General features: G+C 71.7%; 25 protein-coding genes. 2 read left to right on the top strand and 23 right to left on the bottom strand.

Annotated features, from left to right (window positions below):
- Positions 1–51 precede the first annotated feature (51 nt).
- The 3 genes from glmS to M3185_RS07215 form a co-directional block, all read right to left on the bottom strand.
- Entirely contained in the window at positions 52–1944 is a 1893-nt protein-coding gene (glmS, locus tag M3185_RS07225; protein WP_251332985.1) for a glutamine--fructose-6-phosphate transaminase (isomerizing), read from the bottom strand.
- A gap of 173 nt (positions 1945–2117) precedes the next feature.
- Positions 2118–3263 carry a mannitol-1-phosphate 5-dehydrogenase gene (locus tag M3185_RS07220; RefSeq protein WP_251332984.1) on the bottom strand — a complete coding sequence of 382 codons (1146 nt, stop codon included), beginning with the start codon at positions 3261–3263 and terminating at the stop codon, positions 2118–2120.
- On the bottom strand, positions 3263–5347 hold the full coding sequence (locus tag M3185_RS07215) for a PTS mannitol transporter subunit IICBA (protein WP_285859581.1): 2085 nt from the start codon (positions 5345–5347) through the stop codon (positions 3263–3265). Before M3185_RS07215 ends, M3185_RS07220 begins: the two co-directional genes overlap by 1 nt.
- A 163-nt stretch (positions 5348–5510) precedes the next feature.
- Between M3185_RS07215 and coaA the strand changes: the two genes are divergently transcribed.
- Positions 5511–6467 carry a type I pantothenate kinase gene (gene coaA, locus M3185_RS07210; protein WP_251332983.1) on the top strand — a complete coding sequence of 319 codons (957 nt, stop codon included), beginning with the start codon at positions 5511–5513 and terminating at the stop codon, positions 6465–6467.
- Positions 6467–7273, top strand: coding sequence for a M15 family metallopeptidase (locus tag M3185_RS07205; RefSeq protein ID WP_251332982.1), 807 nt, complete (start codon positions 6467–6469; stop codon positions 7271–7273). Before coaA ends, M3185_RS07205 begins: the two co-directional genes overlap by 1 nt.
- 101 nt (positions 7274–7374) lie before the next feature.
- Here the strand turns inward: M3185_RS07205 and glmM are convergent, their stop codons facing one another.
- From glmM to rpsH, 20 genes are all read right to left on the bottom strand, one after another.
- Positions 7375–8730 (bottom strand): phosphoglucosamine mutase, encoded by a 1356-nt coding sequence (gene glmM, locus M3185_RS07200; protein ID WP_251332981.1) that lies wholly within the window; start codon positions 8728–8730, stop codon positions 7375–7377.
- Positions 8731–8968: 238 nt separating this feature from the next.
- The gene (gene rpsI, locus M3185_RS07195) at positions 8969–9475 is read right to left on the bottom strand and encodes a 30S ribosomal protein S9 (protein WP_251332980.1); all 507 of its coding nucleotides are present in this window, start codon (positions 9473–9475) and stop codon (positions 8969–8971) included.
- Positions 9476–9513: 38 nt separating this feature from the next.
- The gene (rplM, locus tag M3185_RS07190) at positions 9514–9957 is read right to left on the bottom strand and encodes a 50S ribosomal protein L13 (protein WP_251332979.1); all 444 of its coding nucleotides are present in this window, start codon (positions 9955–9957) and stop codon (positions 9514–9516) included.
- Positions 9958–10216: 259 nt separating this feature from the next.
- Positions 10217–11146 carry a tRNA pseudouridine(38-40) synthase TruA gene (gene truA, locus M3185_RS07185; protein WP_251332978.1) on the bottom strand — a complete coding sequence of 310 codons (930 nt, stop codon included), beginning with the start codon at positions 11144–11146 and terminating at the stop codon, positions 10217–10219.
- Between the two features lie 143 nt (positions 11147–11289).
- Positions 11290–12051 carry a 50S ribosomal protein L17, sunset domain variant gene (gene rplQ / locus M3185_RS07180; protein ID WP_251332977.1) on the bottom strand — a complete coding sequence of 254 codons (762 nt, stop codon included), beginning with the start codon at positions 12049–12051 and terminating at the stop codon, positions 11290–11292.
- Positions 12052–12117: 66 nt separating this feature from the next.
- Positions 12118–13125, bottom strand: coding sequence for a DNA-directed RNA polymerase subunit alpha (locus tag M3185_RS07175; protein WP_251332976.1), 1008 nt, complete (start codon positions 13123–13125; stop codon positions 12118–12120).
- Between the two features lie 142 nt (positions 13126–13267).
- Positions 13268–13672 (bottom strand): 30S ribosomal protein S11, encoded by a 405-nt coding sequence (rpsK, locus tag M3185_RS07170; RefSeq protein WP_251332975.1) that lies wholly within the window; start codon positions 13670–13672, stop codon positions 13268–13270.
- A 91-nt stretch (positions 13673–13763) separates the two neighbouring features.
- Positions 13764–14132 carry a 30S ribosomal protein S13 gene (gene rpsM, locus M3185_RS07165; RefSeq protein WP_251332974.1) on the bottom strand — a complete coding sequence of 123 codons (369 nt, stop codon included), beginning with the start codon at positions 14130–14132 and terminating at the stop codon, positions 13764–13766.
- A 169-nt stretch (positions 14133–14301) separates the two neighbouring features.
- Positions 14302–14415 carry a 50S ribosomal protein L36 gene (rpmJ, locus tag M3185_RS07160; RefSeq protein WP_017833320.1) on the bottom strand — a complete coding sequence of 38 codons (114 nt, stop codon included), beginning with the start codon at positions 14413–14415 and terminating at the stop codon, positions 14302–14304.
- A 66-nt stretch (positions 14416–14481) separates the two neighbouring features.
- A complete protein-coding gene (infA, locus tag M3185_RS07155; RefSeq protein WP_017833319.1) occupies positions 14482–14703 on the bottom strand; it encodes a translation initiation factor IF-1 in 222 nt (73 codons plus the stop codon).
- A 252-nt stretch (positions 14704–14955) separates the two neighbouring features.
- Positions 14956–16104 carry a 23S rRNA (adenine(2503)-C(2))-methyltransferase RlmN gene (rlmN, locus tag M3185_RS07150; RefSeq protein ID WP_251332973.1) on the bottom strand — a complete coding sequence of 383 codons (1149 nt, stop codon included), beginning with the start codon at positions 16102–16104 and terminating at the stop codon, positions 14956–14958.
- A 62-nt stretch (positions 16105–16166) separates the two neighbouring features.
- On the bottom strand, positions 16167–16997 hold the full coding sequence (gene map, locus M3185_RS07145; protein ID WP_251332972.1) for a type I methionyl aminopeptidase: 831 nt from the start codon (positions 16995–16997) through the stop codon (positions 16167–16169).
- A 116-nt stretch (positions 16998–17113) separates the two neighbouring features.
- Entirely contained in the window at positions 17114–17677 is a 564-nt protein-coding gene (locus tag M3185_RS07140) for an adenylate kinase (protein ID WP_251332971.1), read from the bottom strand.
- 107 nt (positions 17678–17784) lie between these two features.
- Positions 17785–19095 carry a preprotein translocase subunit SecY gene (gene secY / locus M3185_RS07135; protein WP_251332970.1) on the bottom strand — a complete coding sequence of 437 codons (1311 nt, stop codon included), beginning with the start codon at positions 19093–19095 and terminating at the stop codon, positions 17785–17787.
- Between the two features lie 282 nt (positions 19096–19377).
- On the bottom strand, positions 19378–19854 hold the full coding sequence (gene rplO, locus M3185_RS07130; RefSeq protein WP_251332969.1) for a 50S ribosomal protein L15: 477 nt from the start codon (positions 19852–19854) through the stop codon (positions 19378–19380).
- 2 nt (positions 19855–19856) lie between these two features.
- Positions 19857–20066, bottom strand: coding sequence for a 50S ribosomal protein L30 (gene rpmD / locus M3185_RS07125; RefSeq protein ID WP_251332968.1), 210 nt, complete (start codon positions 20064–20066; stop codon positions 19857–19859).
- Positions 20066–20779: a 30S ribosomal protein S5 gene (rpsE, locus tag M3185_RS07120; protein ID WP_251332967.1), complete on the bottom strand. Its 714-nt coding sequence runs from the start codon at positions 20777–20779 to the stop codon at positions 20066–20068. The genes rpmD and rpsE overlap by 1 nt, the downstream gene beginning before the upstream one ends.
- Positions 20776–21147, bottom strand: a complete 372-nt coding sequence (gene rplR, locus M3185_RS07115; RefSeq protein ID WP_251332966.1) for a 50S ribosomal protein L18 — start codon at positions 21145–21147, stop codon at positions 20776–20778. Before rplR ends, rpsE begins: the two co-directional genes overlap by 4 nt.
- Positions 21148–21149: 2 nt before the next feature.
- Positions 21150–21686 carry a 50S ribosomal protein L6 gene (gene rplF, locus M3185_RS07110; RefSeq protein ID WP_251332965.1) on the bottom strand — a complete coding sequence of 179 codons (537 nt, stop codon included), beginning with the start codon at positions 21684–21686 and terminating at the stop codon, positions 21150–21152.
- A 23-nt stretch (positions 21687–21709) separates the two neighbouring features.
- Positions 21710–22108, bottom strand: a complete 399-nt coding sequence (gene rpsH, locus M3185_RS07105) for a 30S ribosomal protein S8 (RefSeq protein ID WP_251332964.1) — start codon at positions 22106–22108, stop codon at positions 21710–21712.
- Positions 22109–22161 lie beyond the last annotated feature (53 nt).

Genomic DNA, 22161 nt, shown 5'->3' with positions numbered 1-22161 from the left:
CGCCGGCGGGGACGCCGGGCCGGGGGCGGTCCGGGCGGGGTGCGCCCGGGCCTACTCGACGGTGACGGACTTGGCGAGGTTGCGCGGCTGGTCGACGTCGTAGCCCTTCGCGGTGGCGAGCTCGCACGCGAAGATCTGCAGCGGGACCGTGGCGAGCAGGGGCTGGAGCAGGGTCGGGGCCTGCGGGACGCGGAAGACGTGGTTCGCGTAGTCGGCCACGGACTCGTCCCCCTCCTCGGCGATGACGATGGTCACGGCGCCGCGGGCCCGGATCTCCTGGATGTTCGAGACCACCTTGGCGTGCAGCGAGTCGCGGCCCCGCGGGGACGGCACGATCACGAACACGGGCTGGCCCTCCTCGATCAGGGCGATCGGGCCGTGCTTGAGCTCGCCCGCGGCGAAGCCCTCGGCGTGGATGTACGCGATCTCCTTGAGCTTGAGCGCGCCCTCCAGGGCCACCGGGTAGCCGACGTGGCGGCCCAGGAACAGCACCGAGCTCGCGTCCTTCATCGCCTGCGCGAGCTCCTTGACCCCGGCCTGGTCGTCGATGACCTGCTGGATCTTCGCGGGCATCGCCTCGAGGTCAGCGAGGATCTCCGCGATCTCGTCCTTGAACTTGTTGCCCCGCAGCTGGGCGAGGTACAGGCCCAGGAGGTAGGCGGCCGTGATCTGGGCGAGGAACGCCTTGGTGGAGGCGACCGCGATCTCCGGGCCGGCGTGCGTGTACAGCGCGGCGTCGGCCTCGCGCGGGATGGTGGAGCCGTTGGTGTTGCAGATCGCCACGACCTTGGCCCCCTGCTCCTGGGCGTGCCGCACGGCCATCAGGGTGTCCATGGTCTCGCCCGACTGGGACAGGGCGACGACGAGGGTCCGCTCGTTGACGATCGGGTCGCGGTAGCGGAACTCGTGGGCGAGCTCCACCTCGGTGGGGATCCGGCACCAGTGCTCGATCGCGTACCGGGCGACCTGGCCCGCGTAGGCGGCGGTGCCGCAGGCGACGACGACGATCTTGTCGACGGAGCGCAGCATCGACTCGTCGATCTTCAGCTCGTCGAGCACGAGGTTGCCGTCCAGGTCCGTGCGGCCCATGAGGGTCTGCTCCACGGCGGCGGGCTGCTCGTTGATCTCCTTCTCCATGAAGGAGGGGAAGCCGCCCTTCTCGGCGGCGGCGGCGTCCCAGCGGACCTCGAAGTGCTTGCCCTCGGCCGGGCTGCCGTGGAAGTCCGTGATGCTGTAGTCGTCCGCGGTGAGGGTGACGACCTGGTCCTGGCCGAGCTCGACGGCGTCCCGGGTGTAGTCGATGAACCCGGAGACGTCGGAGCCCAGGAACATCTCGCCCTGCCCCACGCCCACGACGAGCGGGGAGTTGCGGCGGGCGGCCACGACGCGGCCCGGGTGGTCGACGTGCACGGCCAGGAGGGTGAACGCGCCCTCGAGCCGGCGGCACACGGCCTGCATGGCGGCGGTGAGGTCCTGGTCGCCCAGGTCGTTGTAGGTGTCGGCGAGCAGGACGGCGGCGACCTCCGTGTCCGTCTCGGAGACGAACTCGTGCCCCTGCTCGCGCAGCTCCTTCTTGAGCTCCGCGAAGTTCTCGATGATGCCGTTGTGGATCATCGCCAGGCGGCCGCCGTCGACGACGTGCGGGTGGGCGTTGCTGTCGGAGGGCCCGCCGTGGGTGGCCCAGCGGGTGTGGCCGATGCCGGTGGCCGCGGAGGGCAGGGGGTGCTCGCGCAGCTCCTCCTCCAGGTTCAGCAGCTTGCCGGCCTTCTTGCGGTGGCCGATCGCCCCGTCGGCCACGACGGCGACGCCCGCCGAGTCGTAGCCGCGGTACTCCAGCCGTCGGAGCCCCTCGACGAGGACGTCGAGGGCGTCGTGCCCGGAGCTCGCGCCGGCCTCGGCCGGGCGCTGGGGGGCCGGTCCCACATATCCAACAATTCCACACATGCGCCTCAGGTTACCGCATGGCCCAGAGGCCCCCGGGCGCGCCGCGCGGGCCGCGCTGTCGGCTCTTCCGGGGGCATCCGTCCCGCCCCGCACGTCCCGTGGAGCGGCCCGGGACGACCGGTCCGGGGCCTGCCGCGGCGGGCCCCGGACCCGTCTGCGGGCAGGTCCGGGGCTCAGCCGCGGCGCTCCTGGGCGGCCGCGGCCACCAGCTCCTCGACCGGCGGGAAGAGGGGGTGCTCGGGGGCCAGGCCGGTGATCTCCTGCACGGCCTCGGCCGGCGGGAGGGTGTCCAAGATCTCCCCCAGCCGGGCGACGTCGGGGTCGCCCTCCGCGTCGAAGCGCAGGGCCGCCGCCATGGCCGCGCGCAGCCCCTCGGTGCCCATGCCCCGCTCGGCGAGCGCCGCCGCGGGCCCGACGAAGCGCTCGTGGCGGCCGAGCTTGCGCAGCGGGGCGCGCCCGACGCGCTCGACGGTGTCGGGCAGGTGCTCGTTGGCGAAGCGTCCGAGGATCTTCTGGACGTAGCCGGCGTGCTCCTGCGGGTCGAAGCCGTGCTTGGCCACCAGCAGCGCCTGGGTCTCCCCGAGCGCCGCCGCGACCCGGCTGCGGATCGACGGGTCGGCGACGGCCTCGGCGATGCGGTGCTTGCCCGCCTGGTGGCCGAAGTAGGCGGCCGCCGCATGGCCCGTGTTGACGGTGAACAGCTTCCGCTCGATGTACGGGATCAGGTCGTCCACGTAGGTGGCGCCCTCGATGGGCGGCTCCTGCCCGCCGAAGGGGCTCCGGTCGATGACCCACTCGTGGAACTGCTCCACGACGACGTCGAGACCGGCGCCCTCCTGCTGCGGCACGATCCGGTCGACCGCGGTGTTGGCGAAGACCGCCCGCCGGTCGAGGTCCTCGCCCTCGTAGTGCTCCCGCACCGCCTCGGCGAGCAGGTCCGTGGCCGAGATGGCGTTCTCGCACGCCATGACCGCCACGGGCGCCGCGTCCGCCGCGCGGGCCGCGAGGCCGCGGGCGACCAGGGGGGCGAGGAACTTCAGGACGTTCGGGCCCACGGCGGTGGTCACCACGTCCGCCGTGGCGATCTCCGCGACGACCGCCTCGGGCTCCGCGGCGGAGTTGACCGCCCGGTACCCGTCCACGGTGGTGTCCCGGGAGCCGGCGCCGACCTCGTGCACCGTGTAGCTGGGGGTGGTCTGCAGCGCCTCGATCAGGGGGACGGCCACGTCGGCGAAGACCACCTCGTAGCCGGAGCGGTGCATCAGCAGCCCCACGAACCCCCGGCCGATGTTCCCGGCCCCGAAATGCACGCACTTCATCAGTCGTTCACCTTCCCCAGCAGGTCCAGGACCTCGTCGGCCGTCCGCGCCTCGTTGAGGCGGCGGACCTGCTCCTTGTTGCCGAAGATCTTGGCGATCCGGGACAGGATACCCAGGTGCTCGTTGTCCTTGCCGGCGATGCCCACGACCCAGGTGACCGGCTTGCCGTTCCAGTCCAGGCCCTCCGGGTAGCGGACCACGCACAGGGCCGAGCGCCGGATGGCGTCCTTCGCGGCGTTGGTGCCGTGCGGGATGGCCAGCCCGTTGCCCATGAACGTGGACACCGACTGCTCCCGCTCGTGCATCGAGCGCACGTAGTCGTCCGTCACGGCCCCGGCGGCCACGAGCAGGCCGCCCGCCTCGTCGATGGCCTGCTGCGCGTTCTGCGCGCCGCCGTCCATCAGGATCCGCTCGCGCGTGAGGACCGCGGCCTCGGCGGGTCCCGACGAGCCGTCGGCCTCCGCCGGGCGGTGGGCCCCGTCGCCGCCGGCCGCGGGCCCGCCCGTCGCGGCCCCTGCGTCCGCCGCCGTCGCCGCGGTCCCCGCCGCCGCCGGCACGGTGGCCCCGTTGCGCCGGCGGACGGCCTCGACGATCTCGTCGTAGCGGGGGCTGCCCATGAAGTTGTCGACCGTCACGAGGGAGGCGCTGGGCACCCGGGGACGGGCGCGCGGGGCGAGGTCCTGGTGGGTGACGACGATGTCGAAGTCGTCGGTGAGGTTCATGATGGCCGCGTTGGTGACCTTCACGTCGCCGAACCCGGCCGCCTTGACCTTGTTGCGCAGCACCGAGGCCCCCATGGCGGAGGAGCCCATGCCGGCGTCGCAGGCGAAGACGATCTTCTGCACCGGCCCGCCGGCGGCCAGCCCGTCGGCGCCGGCCTCCCCGGCGTCGGCGCCGCCGCTGGTGCCGACCAGGGCGGAGGTCACGGAGCTCTTCTTGCCCTTCATCGACTCCATGCTCGCGGTGGCCGCCGCGAGGTCGCCCTCGCCCTTGTCCTTGGAGGCCTTGAGGATGACCGCGGCCACCAGGAAGGACACCACCGTGGCCACCAGCACCGCCAGGGCCACCCCCAGGTAGCTGCCCGGAGGGGTCTGGGCGAAGACCGCCAGGATCGAGCCCGGCGCGGCCGGGGCGCGCAGCCCGGCGTTGAACAGCGTCAGGGTGAAGATCCCGGACGCCCCGCCGGCGATGGCCGCCAGGATCAGCGCCGGCTTCATCAGCACGTAGGGGAAGTAGATCTCGTGGATGCCGCCCACGAAGTGGATCAGCGCCGCCCCCGGGGCCGAGGCGCGGGCCGCACCCCGGCCGAAGACCGTGTAGGCGAGCAGGATGCCCAGGCCGGGGCCGGGGTTGGCCTCGAGCAGGAACAGGATGGACTTGCCCTGCTCCAGCGCCTGGGCGGTGCCCAGCGGGGTGAGGATGCCGTGGTTGATCGCGTTGTTGAGGAACAGGACCTTGGCCGGTTCGATCAGGATCGAGGTCAGCGGCAGCAGCCCCCGGGAGACCAGGAAGTCCACCACCCCGGCGGCGGCGTTGGAGAAGGCCAGCACCGCCGGGCCCACGACGAAGAACCCCACGATGGCCATCAGCGCGGCGAAGATGCCGGCGGAGAAGTTGTTGACCAGCATCTCGAAGCCGGGCTTGATCTTCCCGTCCCAGATGCTGTCGATCTTCTTCATCAACCACGCCGTGAGCGGGCCCATGATCATCGCCCCGATGAACATCGGGATGTCGGTGCCCACGATCACGCCCATGGTCGCGATCGCCCCGACCACCCCGCCGCGCACGTCGTAGACCATCCGCCCGCCGGTGTAGGCGATCAGCAGCGGCAGCAGGTAGGTGATCATCGGGCCCACCAGACCGGTGTGCGGATTGCCCTCGGCGTCCGTGCCCCACCCGCCCAGCGGGCCGTAGGGGGTGAAGCCGGCCTCGATGAAGAAGGCCGTGATCAGCCCCCAGGCGATGAACGCCCCGATGTTGGGCATGATCATCCCGGAGAGGAACGTCCCGAAGCGCTGAACGTGCGCCCGGGTGGCGGCCTGCCGGGATGGGGCCGCGGTCTCTGTCGTGGCGGTGGTGGCCATGGTGCCGTCCTGACTCTCGAACGAGGTGGCGGCCACCGGCGGCGCGGACGAGCGCTCCGTCGTGTGAGCCGCATGACTTACCCTGCCGGGGTGCGCACAAATCTACACCGGGGCGTAGCTTCTGTCGCGGACTCCCGGCTTCGAGGCGTCTAGACTGGGTCCGATGACCGCCTCAACGCTGAGCGAGCGCACCTCGCCGTTCGTGGAGCTCGACCGGCAGACCTGGTCGAGGCTCTCCCACGAGATCGACGTGCCCCTCACCTCTCGGGAGATCGAGAACCTGCGCGGCCTCGGCGACCGGCTCGACGTCGCGGAGGTCCGCGAGGTGTACCTGCCGCTGTCCCGGCTCCTCACCCTCTACGACTCCTCGGCGAACGGGCTCAACGCGTCCACCAACGCCTTCCTGGGCGAGGAGCACGCCCGGACACCGTTCGTCATCGGCATCGCCGGGTCGGTGGCCGCGGGCAAGTCCACCACGGCCCGCCTGCTGCGCGAGCTGCTCTCCCGCTGGCCGTCGACCCCGGACGTCCAGCTCGTGACCACCGACGGGTTCCTCTACCCCAACGCCGAGCTGCGGCGCCGGGGGCTGATGGACCGCAAGGGCTTCCCCGAGTCCTACGACCGCCGGGCGCTGCTGCGCTTCGTCGCGAAGATCAAGTCGGGGGTGCCGGAGGTCCGCGCCCCCCGCTACTCCCACCACACCTACGACATCGTCCCCGGCGAGGAGATCGTCGTCAGCCGCCCCGACGTCGTCATCGTGGAAGGGCTCAACGTGCTCGCGCCGGCCAAGGTGGGTCCCGGGGACCGGGCGGCCCTCGCGCTGAGCGACTTCTTCGACTTCTCGATCTACGTGGACGCGCGCACCGCCGACATCGAGCGCTGGTACGTGGAGCGCTTCCAGGCGCTGCGCTACTCGGCGTTCTCCGACCCGGGCTCCTACTTCCACCGCTACGCCGACCTCTCCGACACCGAGGCCGAGGCCACGGCACTGGGCATCTGGCGCCGGATCAACGAGCCCAACCTCGTGGAGAACGTCCTACCCACGCGCGGGCGGGCCCGCCTGATCCTCTCCAAGGACTCGGACCACTCGATCCGCCGCGTGCTGCTGCGCAAGAACTGATGCTCGCGCACCGGGCCGGGGCGGTCCTGCTCGCCCTCGCACTGCTCACCGGGTGCGGTCCCCGTCCCGGCATCGGCTCGTCCCCCGCTCCCCCGGGGTCCTCCCCGGCGACCTCGCCGGCCGCTGCGACCTCCGCCCCGGCCCCGGCGGGGTCCCCGTCACCGGGCCGGTCCACGGCCCCGCCGACCCCCGCACCGGTCCCCTCGCCGCCCCCGAGCGCCACGGCGGACCTCGGCGACCCCGCCTCCCTCGCGGTGGTCGTCAACAAGCGCCGCCCCCTGGAGCCGCGCGACTGGGCCCCGCGGGACCTCGAGCAGGTCGAGGGCCGGCGGCTGCGCCCGGAGGCCGCGCGGGCCGCCCGGGAGCTGCTCGCTGCGGCGCGGGCGGACGGCGTGCGGATCGTGCTCGTCTCCGGCTACCGCTCCTACGACGAGCAGGCGGCCACCTACGCCGGGTGGGTCGCCCAGCAGGGGCAGGCGGCGGCGGACACCGCCTCCGCCCGGCCCGGCCACTCGGAGCACCAGACCGGCCTGGCGGTGGACGTCGGCGAGGGCTCGGGCTGCGACCTGCAGGTGTGCTTCGCGGACACCGCGGCGGCGGCGTGGGTCGCCGACCACGCCGCCGAGCACGGCTTCGTGGTCCGCTACCCCCGGGGGGCGCAGGCGGTCACCGGGTACTGGTACGAGCCCTGGCACCTGCGCTACCTCGGCGCGCAACGGGCCCGGGAGCTGGTGCGCTCGGGCGCCGCCACCCTCGAGGAGTTCTCGGGCCTGCCCCCGGCCCCGGACTACGCGCCCGTCCGCTGACCCGGCGCCGCCGGCGCGAGGACGGGACTGGGGACGACGCAGGCCCGCACCGTGGCGGTGCGGGCCTGCGTCGTCGCCGGACCCTGGTCGGGCCTTCGGCGTCACACGGTGAGGGAGAGCTCCTGCTCCACGACGGAGGCCAGGTACTCGGCCTCCTCCTGGGCGGTCTCCTGCGTGGCGGCCTCGACCATCACGCGGACCACGGGCTCGGTGCCGGAGGGGCGCAGCAGCACCCGGCCGGTCTCGCCGAGGCGCTGCTCGACCGCGCTCACGGCGGCGAGCACGGCCCCGTTGGACGCCACGGCCGCGCGGTCCACGCCCCGGACGTTGAGCAGGACCTGCGGCAGGCGGGTCATCACGGTGGCGAGCTCGGCCAGCGGCGTCCCGGTCTGCGCGACGCGGGACGCGAGCATGAGCCCGGTGAGCAGGCCGTCACCGGTCGTGGCGTAGTCGGACATGATGACGTGCCCGGACTGCTCCCCGCCCAGGTTGTAGCCGTGCTCGGTCATGGTCTCGAGGACGTAGCGGTCTCCCACGGCGGTCTCCCGCAGCTCGATCCCGGCCTCCCGCAGCGCGATCTTCAGCCCCAGGTTGCTCATGACGGTGGCCACCAGGGTGCCGTCCACCAGCCGGCCCGACTCCTGCAGGGCGAGGGCGAGGATCGCCATGATCTGGTCGCCGTCGACCTCCCGGCCGGTGTGGTCCACCGCGAGGCAGCGGTCGGCGTCGCCGTCGTGGGCGATCCCGAGGTCCGCCCCGAGGTCCCCGACGGCGCGGCGCAGGGGGTCCAGGTGGGTCGAGCCGCAGCCGTCGTTGATGTTCAGCCCGTCGGGCTCCGCGCCGATGACGTGCACGGTGGCGCCCGCCGCGCGGAAGGCGTCCGGCGACACGGCGCTCGCGGCGCCGTTGGCGCAGTCCAGGACGACCGTCAGGCCCTCGAGGCGGTGCGGGATCGCCCCGACCAGGTGCAGGACGTAGCGGTCCTCGGCGTCGCTGAAGCGGCTGACGCGTCCGACGCCGGCGCCCGTGGGGTGCTGGAAGCGGCGCGCCTCGTAGACGGCCTGGATCTCGTCCTCGACCCGGTCCGGCAGCTTCTTGCCGCCGCGGGCCAGGAACTTGATCCCGTTGTCCGGGGCCGGGTTGTGGGAGGCGGAGATCATCACGCCGAAGTCGGCGTCGAGATCGGCCACGAGGTAGGCCAGGGCCGGGGTCGGCAGCACGCCGGCGTCGCGGACGTCGACTCCGGAGCCCGCCAGCCCTGCCGTGACCGCGGCGCTGAGGAACTCCCCGCTGGCGCGGCCGTCCTGCGCGACGACCGCGGTGGGCCGGCGGCCCCCGGGCGCCCGGCCGTGGCCGAGGACGACGGCGGCCGCCTGGGCCAGCTCCAGGGTCATGTTGGCTGTGAGGAGGTCGTTCGCGAGCCCGCGCACGCCGTCCGTTCCGAATAATCTAGACATCGTTCCCCATCCTATGTTCTGTCCGGCGCGACCCGCAGGCATGCGCCGCCGGCGGCCGTCTCCCCGCGGCCAGGCGTGTGCTAATGCTAACTCTTCTGGGGCCGGCGATCACCCCTGGCGGTCCGGGCGGCCCCGGAACGACGGAACCCCGCCCGCGCCGGGGCGCGGACGGGGTCCGACTGCTGCAGGGGCGGCCCGGGCACGGCGCCGAGACGCGGTGCCCGGGCAGGTCCGCCGATCAGCGCTTGGAGTACTGCGGGGCCTTGCGGGCCTTCTTGAGACCGGCCTTCTTGCGCTCGGTGACGCGGGCGTCACGGGTGAGGAAGCCGGCCTTCTTGAGCGACGGGCGGTTGTTCTCCACGTCGATCTCGTTCAGGGCACGGGCCACGCCGAGGCGCAGGGCGCCGGCCTGGCCGGAGGGGCCACCGCCGTGGATGCGGGCGATGACGTCGTAGGCGCCCTCGAGCTCCAGCAGCCGGAAGGGCTCGTTGACCTCCTGCTGGTGCAGCTTGTTGGGGAAGTAGTTGTCCAGGGACCGGCCGTTGACGATCCACTGGCCGGTGCCGGGGACGACGCGCACGCGGGCGACGGCCTCCTTGCGGCGGCCCACGGCCTGGCCGGAGACGGTCAGGGCCGGGCGCTCGGCGGCGGCGGGGGCCTCGGTCGCGGGGGCGGACTCGGAGGTGTAGCTGGTCAGCTGCTCCTCGCCCTCGGCGGTGTACTGCTCGTCAGTGTTCTGAGCCACGATTCTCCTAATTCAGTTCTTGTCTCGTAGGCCCGGAATTACTGGGCGACCTGGGTGAACTCGAAGGCCTGCGGCTGCTGGGCACCGTGCGGGTGCTCGGGGCCGGCGTAGACCTTCAGCTTGGACATCTGCTGGGAGGCCAGCTTGTTCTTCGGCAGCATCCCGCGGATGGCCTTCTCCACGGCGCGGACCGGGTTCTTCTCGAGCAGCTCGGCGTAGGAGGTCGAGGTCAGACCGCCCGGGTAGCCGGAGTGGCGGTAGGCCCGCTTCTTCTCGAGCTTGGAGCCGGTCAGGGCGACCTTCTCGGCATTGACGATGATGACGAAATCACCGGCGTCCACGTGGGGAGCAAAGGTCGGCTTGTGCTTTCCGCGCAGCAGCGTTGCGGTCTGGCTGGCAAGACGACCCAGGACGACGTCGGTGGCATCGATGACGTGCCACTGGCGCTGAATGTCACCGGGCTTCGGGGTGTACGTACGCACGTTAGTTTGCCTTCGTTCGGGTTCTCTCGGTGGCGCTAGTTGGGATCACGCCGTTACTCGGTGTGCCGTCCGGGGCTCGGGTGAGGACCGAGCTGCATCCGGTGCCCGAGACCCCGGTGCACCGGACCGCCATGCGTCCTGCAACTGGACGGCGGAGCCGGGTACACGTGAACCGAGGCGGGACACGCACAACAGCACTCCACGTTACCGGATGCACCGCCCAAACACCACTCGGGCATACACCCGCGACCTGCGGCCGTCAATTCTGGGGGCCGGCCGGCCCCGGGTGCAGCGGGTCCCGGCGGGCCCGGGTCAGCTCGGCCCGCTCCCGCAGGGCGGCGTCCCCGGGATAGCGGACCTCCTCGAGGACCAGCGCGTGGGCGGGGGCCATGAGCACCCCGGCGTCGCGCACCCGGTCCGCCAGCCGCCGGCCGAGCCAGCCGGGCTCCTCCCGGCCGGCCCCGACCCGGGCGGCGGCGCCGACGATCGAGCGGACCATGTGGTGGCAGAAGGCGTCCGCCTCGATGCCCAGCACCACGAGCCCGCCGGCGTCGCGCTCGACCGTCACGTCCAGGACCTCCCGCACGGTCGTGGCGCCCTCCCGGGGGCGGCAGAAGGACAGGAAGTCGTGCAGGCCCACGAGCTCCTGCGCGGCCGCCGCCATGACGTCGGCGTCGAGGACGTCCTTCGTCCACCACGTGAGGTGGCGGGTGAGCGGATCCCGGCCGGCGGCGCCGTCGTCGATCCGGTAGCTGTAGCGCCGGGCCACGGCGGAGAAGCGGGCGTCGAAGCCGGCGGGTGCGGCGGCGGCGCGCCGCACGACGATCGCGCCCGGGCACTCGGGCAGCCCCTGCTCGCGGCGGGCCCGGCCCAGCACGTGCGCGAGGGCGCCGCTCAGGCGCCGCCCGAGCGCCGTGGCCGGCTCCTCGGCGCGGCCGCGCGCGAGGGCGGTCCACTCCCCCGCCGTCAGGTCGAGGTGGACGACCTGCCCGCGCGCGTGCACCCCGGTGTCCGTGCGCCCGGCCACGACCACCCGGACCTCGCGGCGCACGAGCACCGCCAGGGCGTCCTCGAGGGCCCCCTGGACCGTGGGCAGGACGGGCTGGCGAGCCCATCCGGAGAAGGGCGCGCCGTCGTAGGCGAGGTCGATGCGCACGCGCACGGGTGCGTCGGGCACGGTCCCGGTCACGGGCGGCTCCTGTCGGCGTCGGGGCCCGGGTCGCGGGCCCGCGGGGTGGGGCGGGGGCGGGCGGACGGTGCCCGGGCACGGCGACGCCGCCGGGGACGAGGTCCCCGGCGGCGTGCGCGGTGTCTGTCCGGAGGGTGCTCCGGTCAGCGCAGCTTCTGCGCGGCGGAGCCACCGGCCGGCTGGAAGCCGGCGGCCTCGGCGTTGGCCGGCGAGTCGAACCAGATCTCCGCGGTGGTGCCCGCGTACCAGCGCGAGCCGGGCACGTGGTACTTCATGGAGTTCTTGTTGCCCTTGATGGTGAAGCCCTCGGGGGTCTCACCGGACTCCAGCGGCGCGTGCGAGCCCGGGAACCCGGCCTCGGCGTTGTCCGCGGCGACCGCGGCGGCCTGCTCGGAGCCGACCTCGGGGGCCTGCTCCGCGGCGGGGATCTCCTCGGCGGAGACCTCCTCGAGGGTGCTGTCCGCCGGGGTGTCGACCGGGGCGGCGGGCGCCGGGGCGGCCTGGGCGGTGGCGCGCTCGGCCTCGGCCACGGTGGCCTTGGTCGCGACGGGCTCCATCACGAGCTCGATGACGGCCATGGGGGCGTTGTCGCCCTTGCGGTTGCCGATCTTGGTGATGCGGGTGTAGCCGCCGTTGCGGTCCTCCATCGCCGAGGCGATGGTGGTGAACAGCTCGTGCACCACGGACTTGTCGGTCAGCTGCGCCAGCACGCGCCGGCGGGCGGCCAGGTCACCGCGCTTGGCGAAGGTGATCAGGCGCTCGGCGTAGGGGCGCATGCGCTTGGCCTTGGTGACCGTGGTGGTGATGCGCTTGTGCTCGAACAGCTGCTGGGACAGGTTCGCCAGCATCAGGCGCTCGTGGGCGGGGCCGCCTCCGAGACGGGGACCCTTGGTGGGAGTAGGCATGGTTGTTGATCTCCTGGAAGTTCGTCCCCTCCGGTCCGGGCGGCCGGCGGGACGGAGCGGGAAGGATTACTGGTCGACGTCGTCGAACGGGTTCTCGTCGTCGATCGCGGCGGCACGGGCGGCGAGGTCGAACCCGGGGGGCGAGTCCTTGAGGGACAGCCCGAGGTCGACGAGCTTGGCCTTGACCTCGTCGATCGACTTGGCGCCGAAGTTGCGGATGTCCATCAGGTCCGCCTCGGAACGGCCCACGAGCTCACCCACGGTGTGGATGCCCTCGCGCTTGAGGCAGTTGTACGAGCGCACGGTCAGCTCGAGGTCCTCGATCGGCAGCGCCATGTCCGCGGCCATCGCCGCGTCCGTCGGCGACGGGCCGATCTCGATGCCCTCGGCGGCCGTGTTCAGCTCGCGCGCCAGGCCGAACAGCTCGACCAGGGTGGTGCCGGCGGAGGCCACGGCGTCCCGGGGGGAGATGGCCTCCTTGGTCTCCACGTCCAGGACCAGCTTGTCGAAGTCGGTGCGCTGCTCCACACGGGTGGCCTCCACACGGAAGGTCACCTTCAGGACGGGCGAGTAGATCGAGTCGACCGGGATCCGGCCGATCTCGGCGTCCCCCGCCTTGTTCTGGGCGGCGGAGACGTACCCGCGGCCGCGCTCGATGGTCAGCTCGAGCTCGAGCTGGCCCTTCGCGTTGAGGGTCGCGATGTGCAGGTCCGGGTTGTGGATCTCCACACCGGCCGGGGCCGTGATGTCCGCGGCGGTGACGACGCCCGGGCCCTGCTTGCGCAGGTAGGCGACGACGGGCTCGTCCTGCTCCGAGGAGACGGCGAGCTTCTTGATGTTGAGGATGATCTCGGTCACGTCCTCCTTGACGCCCTCCACGGTGGAGAACTCGTGGAGCACGCCGTCGAGCCGGATGCTGGTCACGGCGGCACCGGGGATCGAGGACAGCAGGGTGCGGCGGAGGGAGTTGCCGAGGGTGTAGCCGAAGCCGGGCTCGAGCGGTTCGATCACGAAGCGCGACCGGTTGTCGGCCACGACCTCTTCAGAGAGGGTGGGGCGCTGTGCGATGAGCACTGATGTTTCCTTTCAGCGGGCATCCGCTATATGACGCGCGCAGGTGGTGGAAAACAGTTGATGGGTGCGGACCGGTGCGCGGTCCGTTGTCGGCACGCCGACCGGGCCCCGTGTGCCACGGGACCCGGTCGGCGCACTCGCATCAGACGCGGCGGCGCTTCGGCGGGCGGCACCCGTTGTGCGCGCTCGGGGTGACGTCCGAGATGGAGCCGACCTCGAGGCCGGTGGCCTGCAGGGAGCGGATGGCGGTCTCGCGCCCGGAGCCCGGGCCCTTGACGAACACGTCGACCTTGCGCACGCCGTGCTCCTGCGCGCGCTTGGCGGCGGCCTCGGCGGCCATCTGGGCGGCGAACGGGGTGGACTTGCGCGAGCCCTTGAAACCCATCTCGCCGGCGGAGGACCAGGAGAGGACGGCGCCGGTGGGGTCGGTGATGGTGACGATGGTGTTGTTGAACGTCGACTTGATGTGGGCCTGGCCCTGGACGACGTTCTTCTTGTCCTTGCGACGGGGCTTGCGAGAAGCCGCTGCGCGAGTCTTCGGGGGCATGGAGTTCTCCTACAAAGTGTTCAGGAAGAGCGAAGAGTGGTGGTGGGCCGCTCGGGGGACCCGCGGGTCCGGTCGCACGAGCGGCAGCCGGCTACTTCTTCTTGCCGGCGACCGTGCGCTTCGGGCCCTTGCGGGTGCGCGCGTTGGTCTTGGTGCGCTGACCGTGCACCGGCAGGCCGCGACGGTGCCGCAGACCCTGGTAGCTGCCGATCTCGACCTTGCGTCGGATGTCGGCGGCCACCTCGCGGCGGAGGTCGCCCTCAACCTTGTAGTTGCCCTCGATGTAGTCGCGCAGCTCCACGAGCTGGGCATCGGTGAGCTCGCGCACGCGCAGGTTGCCCGAGATGCCGGTGGCCTCGAGGGTTTCGTGCGCGCGGGTGCGGCCCACGCCGTAGATGTAGGTGAGCGCTACTTCCAGCCGCTTCTCACGGGGAAGGTCAACGCCTGCGAGACGAGCCATATCGGCGGTTCTCCTTGTTGTTCTCCAGAGGTCTTGAGCATCGCTGCCCGGTCGCGGACGTCGTGTCCGGCCGCCGGTCCCCGGCCTCTGTACCGGGGGCACCCGCCTGGATCTCTCCGGTCGGGAGCGGTGCCTTCGTCAATCCACTTGCGTGGGACAGGTCGGGGGCTCAGCCCTGACGCTGTTTGTGGCGCGGGTTCTCGCAGATCACCATGACCCGGCCGTTGCGGCGGATCACCTTGCACTTGTCGCAGATCGGCTTCACGCTCGGTTGGACCTTCATCGCATTCCTTCGCGTCGTTCTCTTGAGTGGTGGTGCGTAGGACGGCCGGTTGCCCGACCGCCGGTCCTACTTGTAGCGGTAGACGATACGACCGCGGGTGAGGTCGTACGGGCTCAGCTCCACCACCACACGGTCCTCAGGCAGGATCCGGATGTAGTGCTGGCGCATCTTGCCCGAGATGTGGGCGAGGACCAGGTGACCGTTGTTCAGCTCAACGCGGAACATCGCGTTGGGCAGAGCCTCGACCACAGTGCCTTCGATCTCGATGACTCCGTCTTTCTTGGCCATATCCTCCGCTAACTTCAGGTGCCCCCCGCCGGGGCGACGGGCAGGTTTTCAGGTCTTCCAGTTCGTTAAACGCCGCAACGGACCCGTACGCGTGCACCATCACCGTTCGTGGAGCGGAGAGGGGTCGGCGTGGTCCGAGAAGTGCGGAATCGCTTGAGCACAGACAACCAACAGAACACTCTACGCGATCACGGGCGCCCGCCGCAACGCGGCGGGCTCCCGCGGTCGCCCCGCCCGGCGGGGCGGCGACGCTCAGACGGTCGCGGCGAGCTGTCCGCACGCACCGTCGATGTCGGAGCCGCGGGTGTCGCGCACGGTCGTGGGGATCCCGTGGGCGCGCAGCCGCTCCACGAAGTTCTGCTCGACGCCGGGGCGGGAGGCCGTCCACTTGGACCCGGGGGTGGGGTTGAGCGGGATGGGGTTGACGTGCACCCAGCCGGTGCCGCGGGCGTTGAGCTTCTCCCCCAGCAGGTCGGCGCGCCAGCCGTGGTCGTTGATGTCGCGGATGAGCGCGTACTCGATGGACACGCGCCGGCCGGTGGCGTCGTAGTAGTCGCGGGCGGCGTCGAGCGCCTCGTCGACCTTCCACCGGGTGTTGATGGGGATGAGCTCGTCCCGCAGCTCGTCGTCCGGGGCGTGCAGGGACAGGGCGAGCGTGACCGGCAGCTTCTCCTGGGTGAACTTCCGGATGCCGGGCACCAGGCCCACGGTGGACATGGTGATGCCGCGGGCCGAGAGGCCGAGGCCCTCCGGGGACGGGTCGATGAGCCGGTGCACGGCCCCGATCGAGGCCTTGTAGTTGGCCAGCGCCTCCCCCATGCCCATGAACACGATGTTGGACACGCGCAGCGGCTCCTGCTCCGCCCGCCCCACGCGCCCGCCGCGGAGCAGGCGCGCGCCCTGCACGACCTGCTCGACGATCTCGGCGGTGGAGAGGTTGCGGGTCAGCCCCGCCTGGCCGGTCGCGCAGAAGGGGCAGTTCATCCCGCACCCGGCCTGGGAGGAGATGCACATCGTCACCCGGTTGGGGTAGCGCATGAGCACCGACTCGACGGTGGCGCCGTCGAAGAGCCGGTGCACGCTCTTGAGCGTGGCCCCCTGGTCCGCCTCGAGGGTGCGCACGGTCGACAGCAGCGGCGGCATGGCCTGGGCGACGAGCTCCTCGCGCCCCTCCGCCGGCAGGTCGGTCATGTCCGCGGCGTCCACGGCGAGCCGGTCGAAGTAGTGCCGGGAGAGCTGGCCGGCGCGGAACGGCTTGTGCCCCAGCTCGGCCAGGAACTCGCGGCGCCCGGCCATGTCGAAGTCGGCGATGTGCCGGGGCGGCTTGCCGCGGCGGGGCGCGGTGAAGGTCAGCTGGCCGGGCTTCGGGCGGACCGTGAGCTCGATGGGTGTCGCGGACACGTGGTTCTCCTCGTGCGGTGGTGGCTCGTGCGGTGGTGGCCCCCGGTCGGGCGGTGGGCCGGTCAGTCCTCGGGGACGGGGACGGGCGTGACGCCGAGAGGCTCCAGCTCGGAGGCGCCGCCGTCCTCGGCGGTCAGCACCCAGATGCCCTCGGTGTGCAGGGCGACGGAGTGCTCCCACTGGCTGGAGCGGGCGCCGTCGGTGGTGACCACGGTCCAGTCGTCGTCCAGCACGCGCGTGCCGATCCCCCCGCGCACGAGCATGGGCTCGATCGCCAGCGCCATCCCGGCCTTCAGCCGGGGCCCGCGGTCGTTGCTGCGGAAGTTGAGGACGTCGGGAGCCATGTGCATCTTGGAACCGATCCCGTGGCCCACGTATTCCTCGAGGATGCCGAAGCGGTGCCCGGAGACCTCGCGCACGTAGTCCTCGACGGCCGCGCCGATGTCGCCCACGTGGGTGCCGGTGGCCACGGCGGCGATCCCGCGCCACATGGCCTGGCGGGTGACCTCGGACAGCTCGGCGTCCGCGGGGTCGGCCCGGCCGAGGAGCACGGTGCGCGCCGAGTCCCCGTGCCAGCCGTCGACGATCGCGCCGCCGTCGATGGAGAGGATGTCCCCCGCGGCGAGCACCTGCTCCCCCGGGATGCCGTGGACGACGACGTCGTTGACCGACACGCACACGGTGGCGGGGTAGCCGAAGTAGCCGAGGAAGTTCGAGGTGGCCCCGTGCTCCTCGAGGACGGAGCGGAACACCCCATCGAGGGAGGCGGTGGTGGCCCCGGGCACGGCGGCGGCCACGGCGGCGTCGAGGGCACGCGAGGTCACCACCCCGGCGCGCTGCATGGCGCGCAGCTGAACGTTGGTCTTGTACTCGATCCGGCGGCGGCCGAACATGCGGTGGTCCTTCCCGTCCGCCGCCCCCGGGAGCCGCGGGCGGACGGTCGTGTGTTAAACGTGAGACCCCCGGGTCGGTCCGGGGGTGTCACGGTGCGGTCAATGCGGGGCGGCTCTCAGGAGAGCACCGCCATGATGCGGTCGGTGACCTCGTCGACGGACCCGAGCCCGTCGACCTCGCGGACGATCCCGCGCTGGTCGTAGAGGTCGACGACGACAGCGGTCTCGGCGTCGTAGACATCGAGTCGGTGGCGGATGACGGACTCGGTGTCGTCGGTCCGCCCCTCCTTCTGCGCGCGGCCCAGCAGCCGCTGCACGAGCTCGTCGGTGTCGGCGGTCAGCTGGAGGACGACGTCGAGGTCGTGGCCCAGCTCGGCGAGGATCGAGTCGAGCTCCGTCACCTGCGCGGCGTTGCGCGGGTAGCCGTCGAGCAGGAAGCCGTCGGCGGTGTCGGTCTCCGCGAGGCGGGCGCGCACCATGCGGTTGGTCACGGAGTCGGGCACGAGGTCGCCGGCGTCGATGTAGCCCTTGGCCTCGCGCCCGAGCTCGGTCTGCTCCTTGATGTTGGCCCGGAAGATGTCACCGGTGGAGATCGCCGGGACGCCCAGCTTCTCCGAGATGCGCACGGCCTGGGTGCCCTTGCCTGCGCCGGGGGGGCCGATGATGAGCATGCGGGTCATGGAGTCTCCTTGCGGTCGGTGATGGCTGCGGGCCCAGTCTAGCGGCCGGTCCGCGACCGGCCCGGGCCGCCCGGACTCCGCGCGGGCCGGACCGGGCGCCGTCCGGCTCAGCGCAGCAGGCCCTCGTAGTGGCGCTGCTGCAGCTGGGCCTCGATCTGCTTCACGGTGTCCAGGCCCACGCCCACCATGATCAGCAGGGAGGGCCCGCCGAACGGGAAGTTCTGGTTGGCGTCGACCACCACGAGGGCGATCAGCGGGATCATCGACACGATGCCGAGGTACAGGGCCCCCGGGAACGTGATGCGGCTCAGCACGTACTGCAGGTACTTCTCGGTGGGCCGCCCGGCGCGGATCCCCGGGATGAACCCGCCGTAGCGCTTCATGTTGTTGGAGACCTCCTCCGGGTTGAAGGTGATCGACACGTAGAAGTACGTGAAGAACACGATCATCAGGAAGTACAGCGCCATGTAGACGGGGTGGTCCCCGGAGACCAGGTAGGTGTTGATCCAGTTGACCCAGCCGGGGACGTCGCTGCCGTCGTCGGGCATCCCGAACTGGGCGAGCATGCCCGGAAGCATCAGCATCGAGGACGCGAAGATGATCGGGATGACGCCGGCCATGTTGACCTTGAGCGGGATGTAGGTCGTGGTCCCGCCGATCGTGCGGCGGCCCACCATGCGCTTGGCGTACTGGACGGGCACGCGGCGCTGGGACTGCTCCACGAACACGACGCAGGTGATCACCACGAGCCCCACGGCGAGCACGGTGAGGAACACGCCCCACCCCCGGGTGCGCAGGATCTCGCCGAGCGCGGCCGGGAACGTCGCCGCGATGGACGTGAAGATCAGCAGGGACATGCCGTTGCCGACGCCCCGCTCCGTGATCCGCTCGCCGAGCCACATGATGATCGCGGTGCCCGCGGTCATGGTGATGACCATGATGACCACGGTGAGGACCGTGTCGTCCGGGATGATCGGCAGGGGGCAGTTGCCCAGCAGCGCGCCCGAGCGGGCGAGCGAGACGACGGTGGTCGCGTTGAGCAGCGCCAGCCCGATCGTCAGGTAGCGCGTGTACTGGGTGAGCTTGGTCTGGCCCTGCGCCCCCTCCTCGTGCAGCTCCTGGAAGCGCGGGATCACCACGCGCAGCAGCTGCACGATGATGCTCGCCGTGATGTAGGGCATCACGCCCAGGGCGAAGATGGACAGCTGCAGCAGGGCGCCGCCGCTGAAGAGGTTGACCATGTCGTAGACGCCGCCCGTGGTGGTCCCCAGGTCGAGGCACTGCTGCACGTTGGCGTAGTCCACGCCCGGCGCCGGGATGAACGTGCCCAGGCGGTAGAGCACGATGAGGGCGAGGGTGAACCCCAGCTTGCGTCGCAGGTCGGGGGTTCGCAACGCCCGTCCGAAAGCGCTGAGCACATGTCCTCCTAGAGACTGGGTCCGACCGGGATCCGGCCGCGTAGGTGGTGTGGGCGGGAGCTCGGTTCCCGTCCGCGCGCGGGCGGGCACGGACGACTCCGGGCCAAGTCTAGCGAACGCACCGCGCACGGGCCCCCGGCCGGAGGTGCGCGTCGGCGCGGCGGGCCGCGGCGCGAGGGGCGCCGGCCCGCCGGTACGGGTCAGGCCCCGCCCACGCTGGCGTGGACGGGGCCTGACCCGCGCGCCGCGGGACCGGGGCGCGCCCGGTCCCGCGGCCCGCGCTCACAGCGCGGTGGTGCTGCCGCCGGCGGCGGCGATCTTCTCGGCGGCGGAGCCGGAGAAGGCGTGCGCCTTCACGTTGACCGCGACCGCGATCTCGCCGGAGCCCAGGACCTTGACGGGCTGGTTCTTGCGGACCGCGCCCTTGGCCACGAGCGAGTCGACGGTCACGTCGCCGCCCTGCGGGTACAGCTCGGTGAGCTTGTCCAGGTTGACCACCTGGTACTCCACGCGGAACGGGTTCTTGAACCCGCGCAGCTTCGGCAGCCGCATGTGCAGCGGCAGCTGCCCGCCCGCGAAGCCCGCCTTGACCTGGTACCGGGCGCTGGTGCCCTTGGTGCCGCGGCCGGCGGTCTTGCCCTTGGAGCCCTCACCGCGACCCACACGGGTCTTCGCGGTCTTGGCGCCCGGTGCCGGACGCAGGTGGTGCACCTTCAGTGCGTGCACCTTCTCGTTGTTCTCAGCAGTGTTCTCTGCCATGGTTACTTGGCCTCCTCGACCTTGACCAGGTGGGCGACGGTGTTGACCATGCCCGCGGTCACGCCGTCGGCCTTGCGGACGACCACGTGGCCGGGCCGCTTCAGGCCGAGCGAGCGCAGGGTCTCACGCATGTTCTGCTTCTGGCCGACCACGGAACGGATCTGCGTGATCCGCAGCTCCGCGCCGTCGGGCTGGATACGCTTGCCGGACATCAGGCACCTGCCTTCTGGATCGAGCGCAGCAACGGACCGGGAACGACCTCGTCGATGGGCAGGCCGCGGCGCGCCGCGACGGCCGCCGGCTCCTCGAGCTGACGGAGCGCCTCGATGGTTGCGTGCACGATGTTGATCTGGTTCGACGAGCCCAGGGACTTGGAGAGCACGTCGTGGATGCCGGCGCACTCGAGCACGGCGCGGACCGGACCACCGGCGATCACACCGGTACCCGGGGTGGCCGGGCGCAGCATGACGACACCGGCAGCGGCCTCGCCCTGCACACGGTGCGGGATGGTGCGGTCCTCGATGCGGGGGACGCGGAAGAAGTTCTTCTTCGCCTCCTCGACACCCTTGGAGATCGCGGCCGGCACCTCCTTGGCCTTGCCGTAGCCGACACCGACCATGCCGTTGCCGTCGCCGACGACGACGAGGGCGGTGAAGCTGAAGCGACGGCCGCCCTTGACGACCTTCGACACGCGGTTGATGGTCACGACGCGCTCGAGGAACTTGTCCTTCTCCTCCTCGCGACCGCCGCGGCCACCACGACCGCCGCGCTCACCGCGACCGCCGCGCTCGCCCCGGCCCCCGCGGTCGCCGCGGGAGTCCTGGGAGCGGTTGGCGTCGGTGCTCTGCTGGGCCCCGGTCGCCTCCGTGGAGGCAGTGCTGGCTTCGGTCACCTGGGTTTCCTTCTCGTTGTTCTGCTCGCTCACAGTGCCAGACCTCCCTCGCGGGCGCCGTCGGCGACGGCCGCCACGCGACCGTGGTACTTGTTGCCGCCGCGGTCGAACACGACGGCCTCGACACCGGCGGCCTTGGCGCGCTCGGCCACGAGCTCGCCCACGCGCTTCGCCTTCGCGGTCTTGTCCGCGTCGGCGCCGCGCAGGTCGGCCTCCATGGTGGACGCCGAGGCGACGGTGACACCCTTGGTGTCGTCGACGACCTGGACGAACATGTGGCGGGCCGAGCGGTTGACCACCAGGCGCGGGCGGGCCGCGGTGCCGGTGAGGTGCTTGCGCACGCGCACGTGGCGGCGGCTGCGGGCGGCAGCCTTGGACTTGCCCTTGATCTTCAGAGCCATGATTACTTACCAGCCTTTCCGGCCTTGCGGCGGATCTGCTCGCCGGCGTACCGCACGCCCTTGCCCTTGTAGGGCTCGGGGGCACGCAGCTTGCGGATGTTCGCGGCGACCTCGCCGACCTGCTGCTTGTCGATGCCGTTGACGGTCAGCCGGTTGACGCCCTCGACCGTGAACGAGATGCCGTCCGGGGCCTTGAAGGTGATCGGGTGGCTGTAGCCGAGGGCGAACTCGAGGTCCTGGCCCTTGGCCGCCACGCGGTAGCCGGTGCCCACGATCTCGAGGCCCTTGCTGTAGCCCTGCGTGACGCCCTGGATCATGTTGGCGATCAGGGTGCGGGTGAGGCCGTGCAGCGAGCGGGACTCCCGCTCGTCGTTCGGCCGGGTGACCGTGAGGGTGCTGTCCTCCAGCACCACGGCGATGGGGCTGGCGACGGTGTGCCGCAGCTCGCCCTTGGCGCCCTTGACGGCGACGACGTTGCCGTCGACCGTGACCTCCACACCGGCCGGCACAGAGATGGGGAGACGTCCGATACGTGACATGTTCTCTTCCTTTCTGTTCCGGGTTACCAGACGTACGCGAGGACTTCGCCGCCCACGCCCTTCTTCGCGGCCTGCTTGTCGGTCAGCAGCCCGGAGGAGGTGGACAGGATGGCGATGCCCAGGCCGCCCAGAACCTTGGGGAGGTTGGTGGACTTGGCGTAGACGCGCAGGCCCGGCTTGGAGATGCGCCGGACGCCCGCGATCGAGCGCTCACGGTTGGGGCCGAACTTCAGGGACAGGGTGAGGGTCTTGCCGACCTCGGCCGGCGCCTCCGTCCAGTCCGCGATGTAGCCCTCGGCCTTGAGGATGTCCGCCACGCGGGCCTTGAGCTTGGAGTACGGCATGCTCACGGAGTCGTGGTAGGCGGAGTTGGCGTTGCGCAGACGCGTCAGCATGTCCGCAACAGGATCTGTCATTGTCATTTTGGGGGCACGTGCCCTTCCTCGTCCCGGTTTCCGCCGGCGCCGGGGGCGCT

The organism is Kocuria rosea (assembly GCF_023715525.1).
GTDB lineage: Bacteria > Actinomycetota > Actinomycetes > Actinomycetales > Micrococcaceae > Kocuria > Kocuria rosea_A.
The sequence above is the reverse complement of the archived record's forward strand: the minus strand, read 5'-3'. Positions and strand labels throughout refer to the sequence as shown.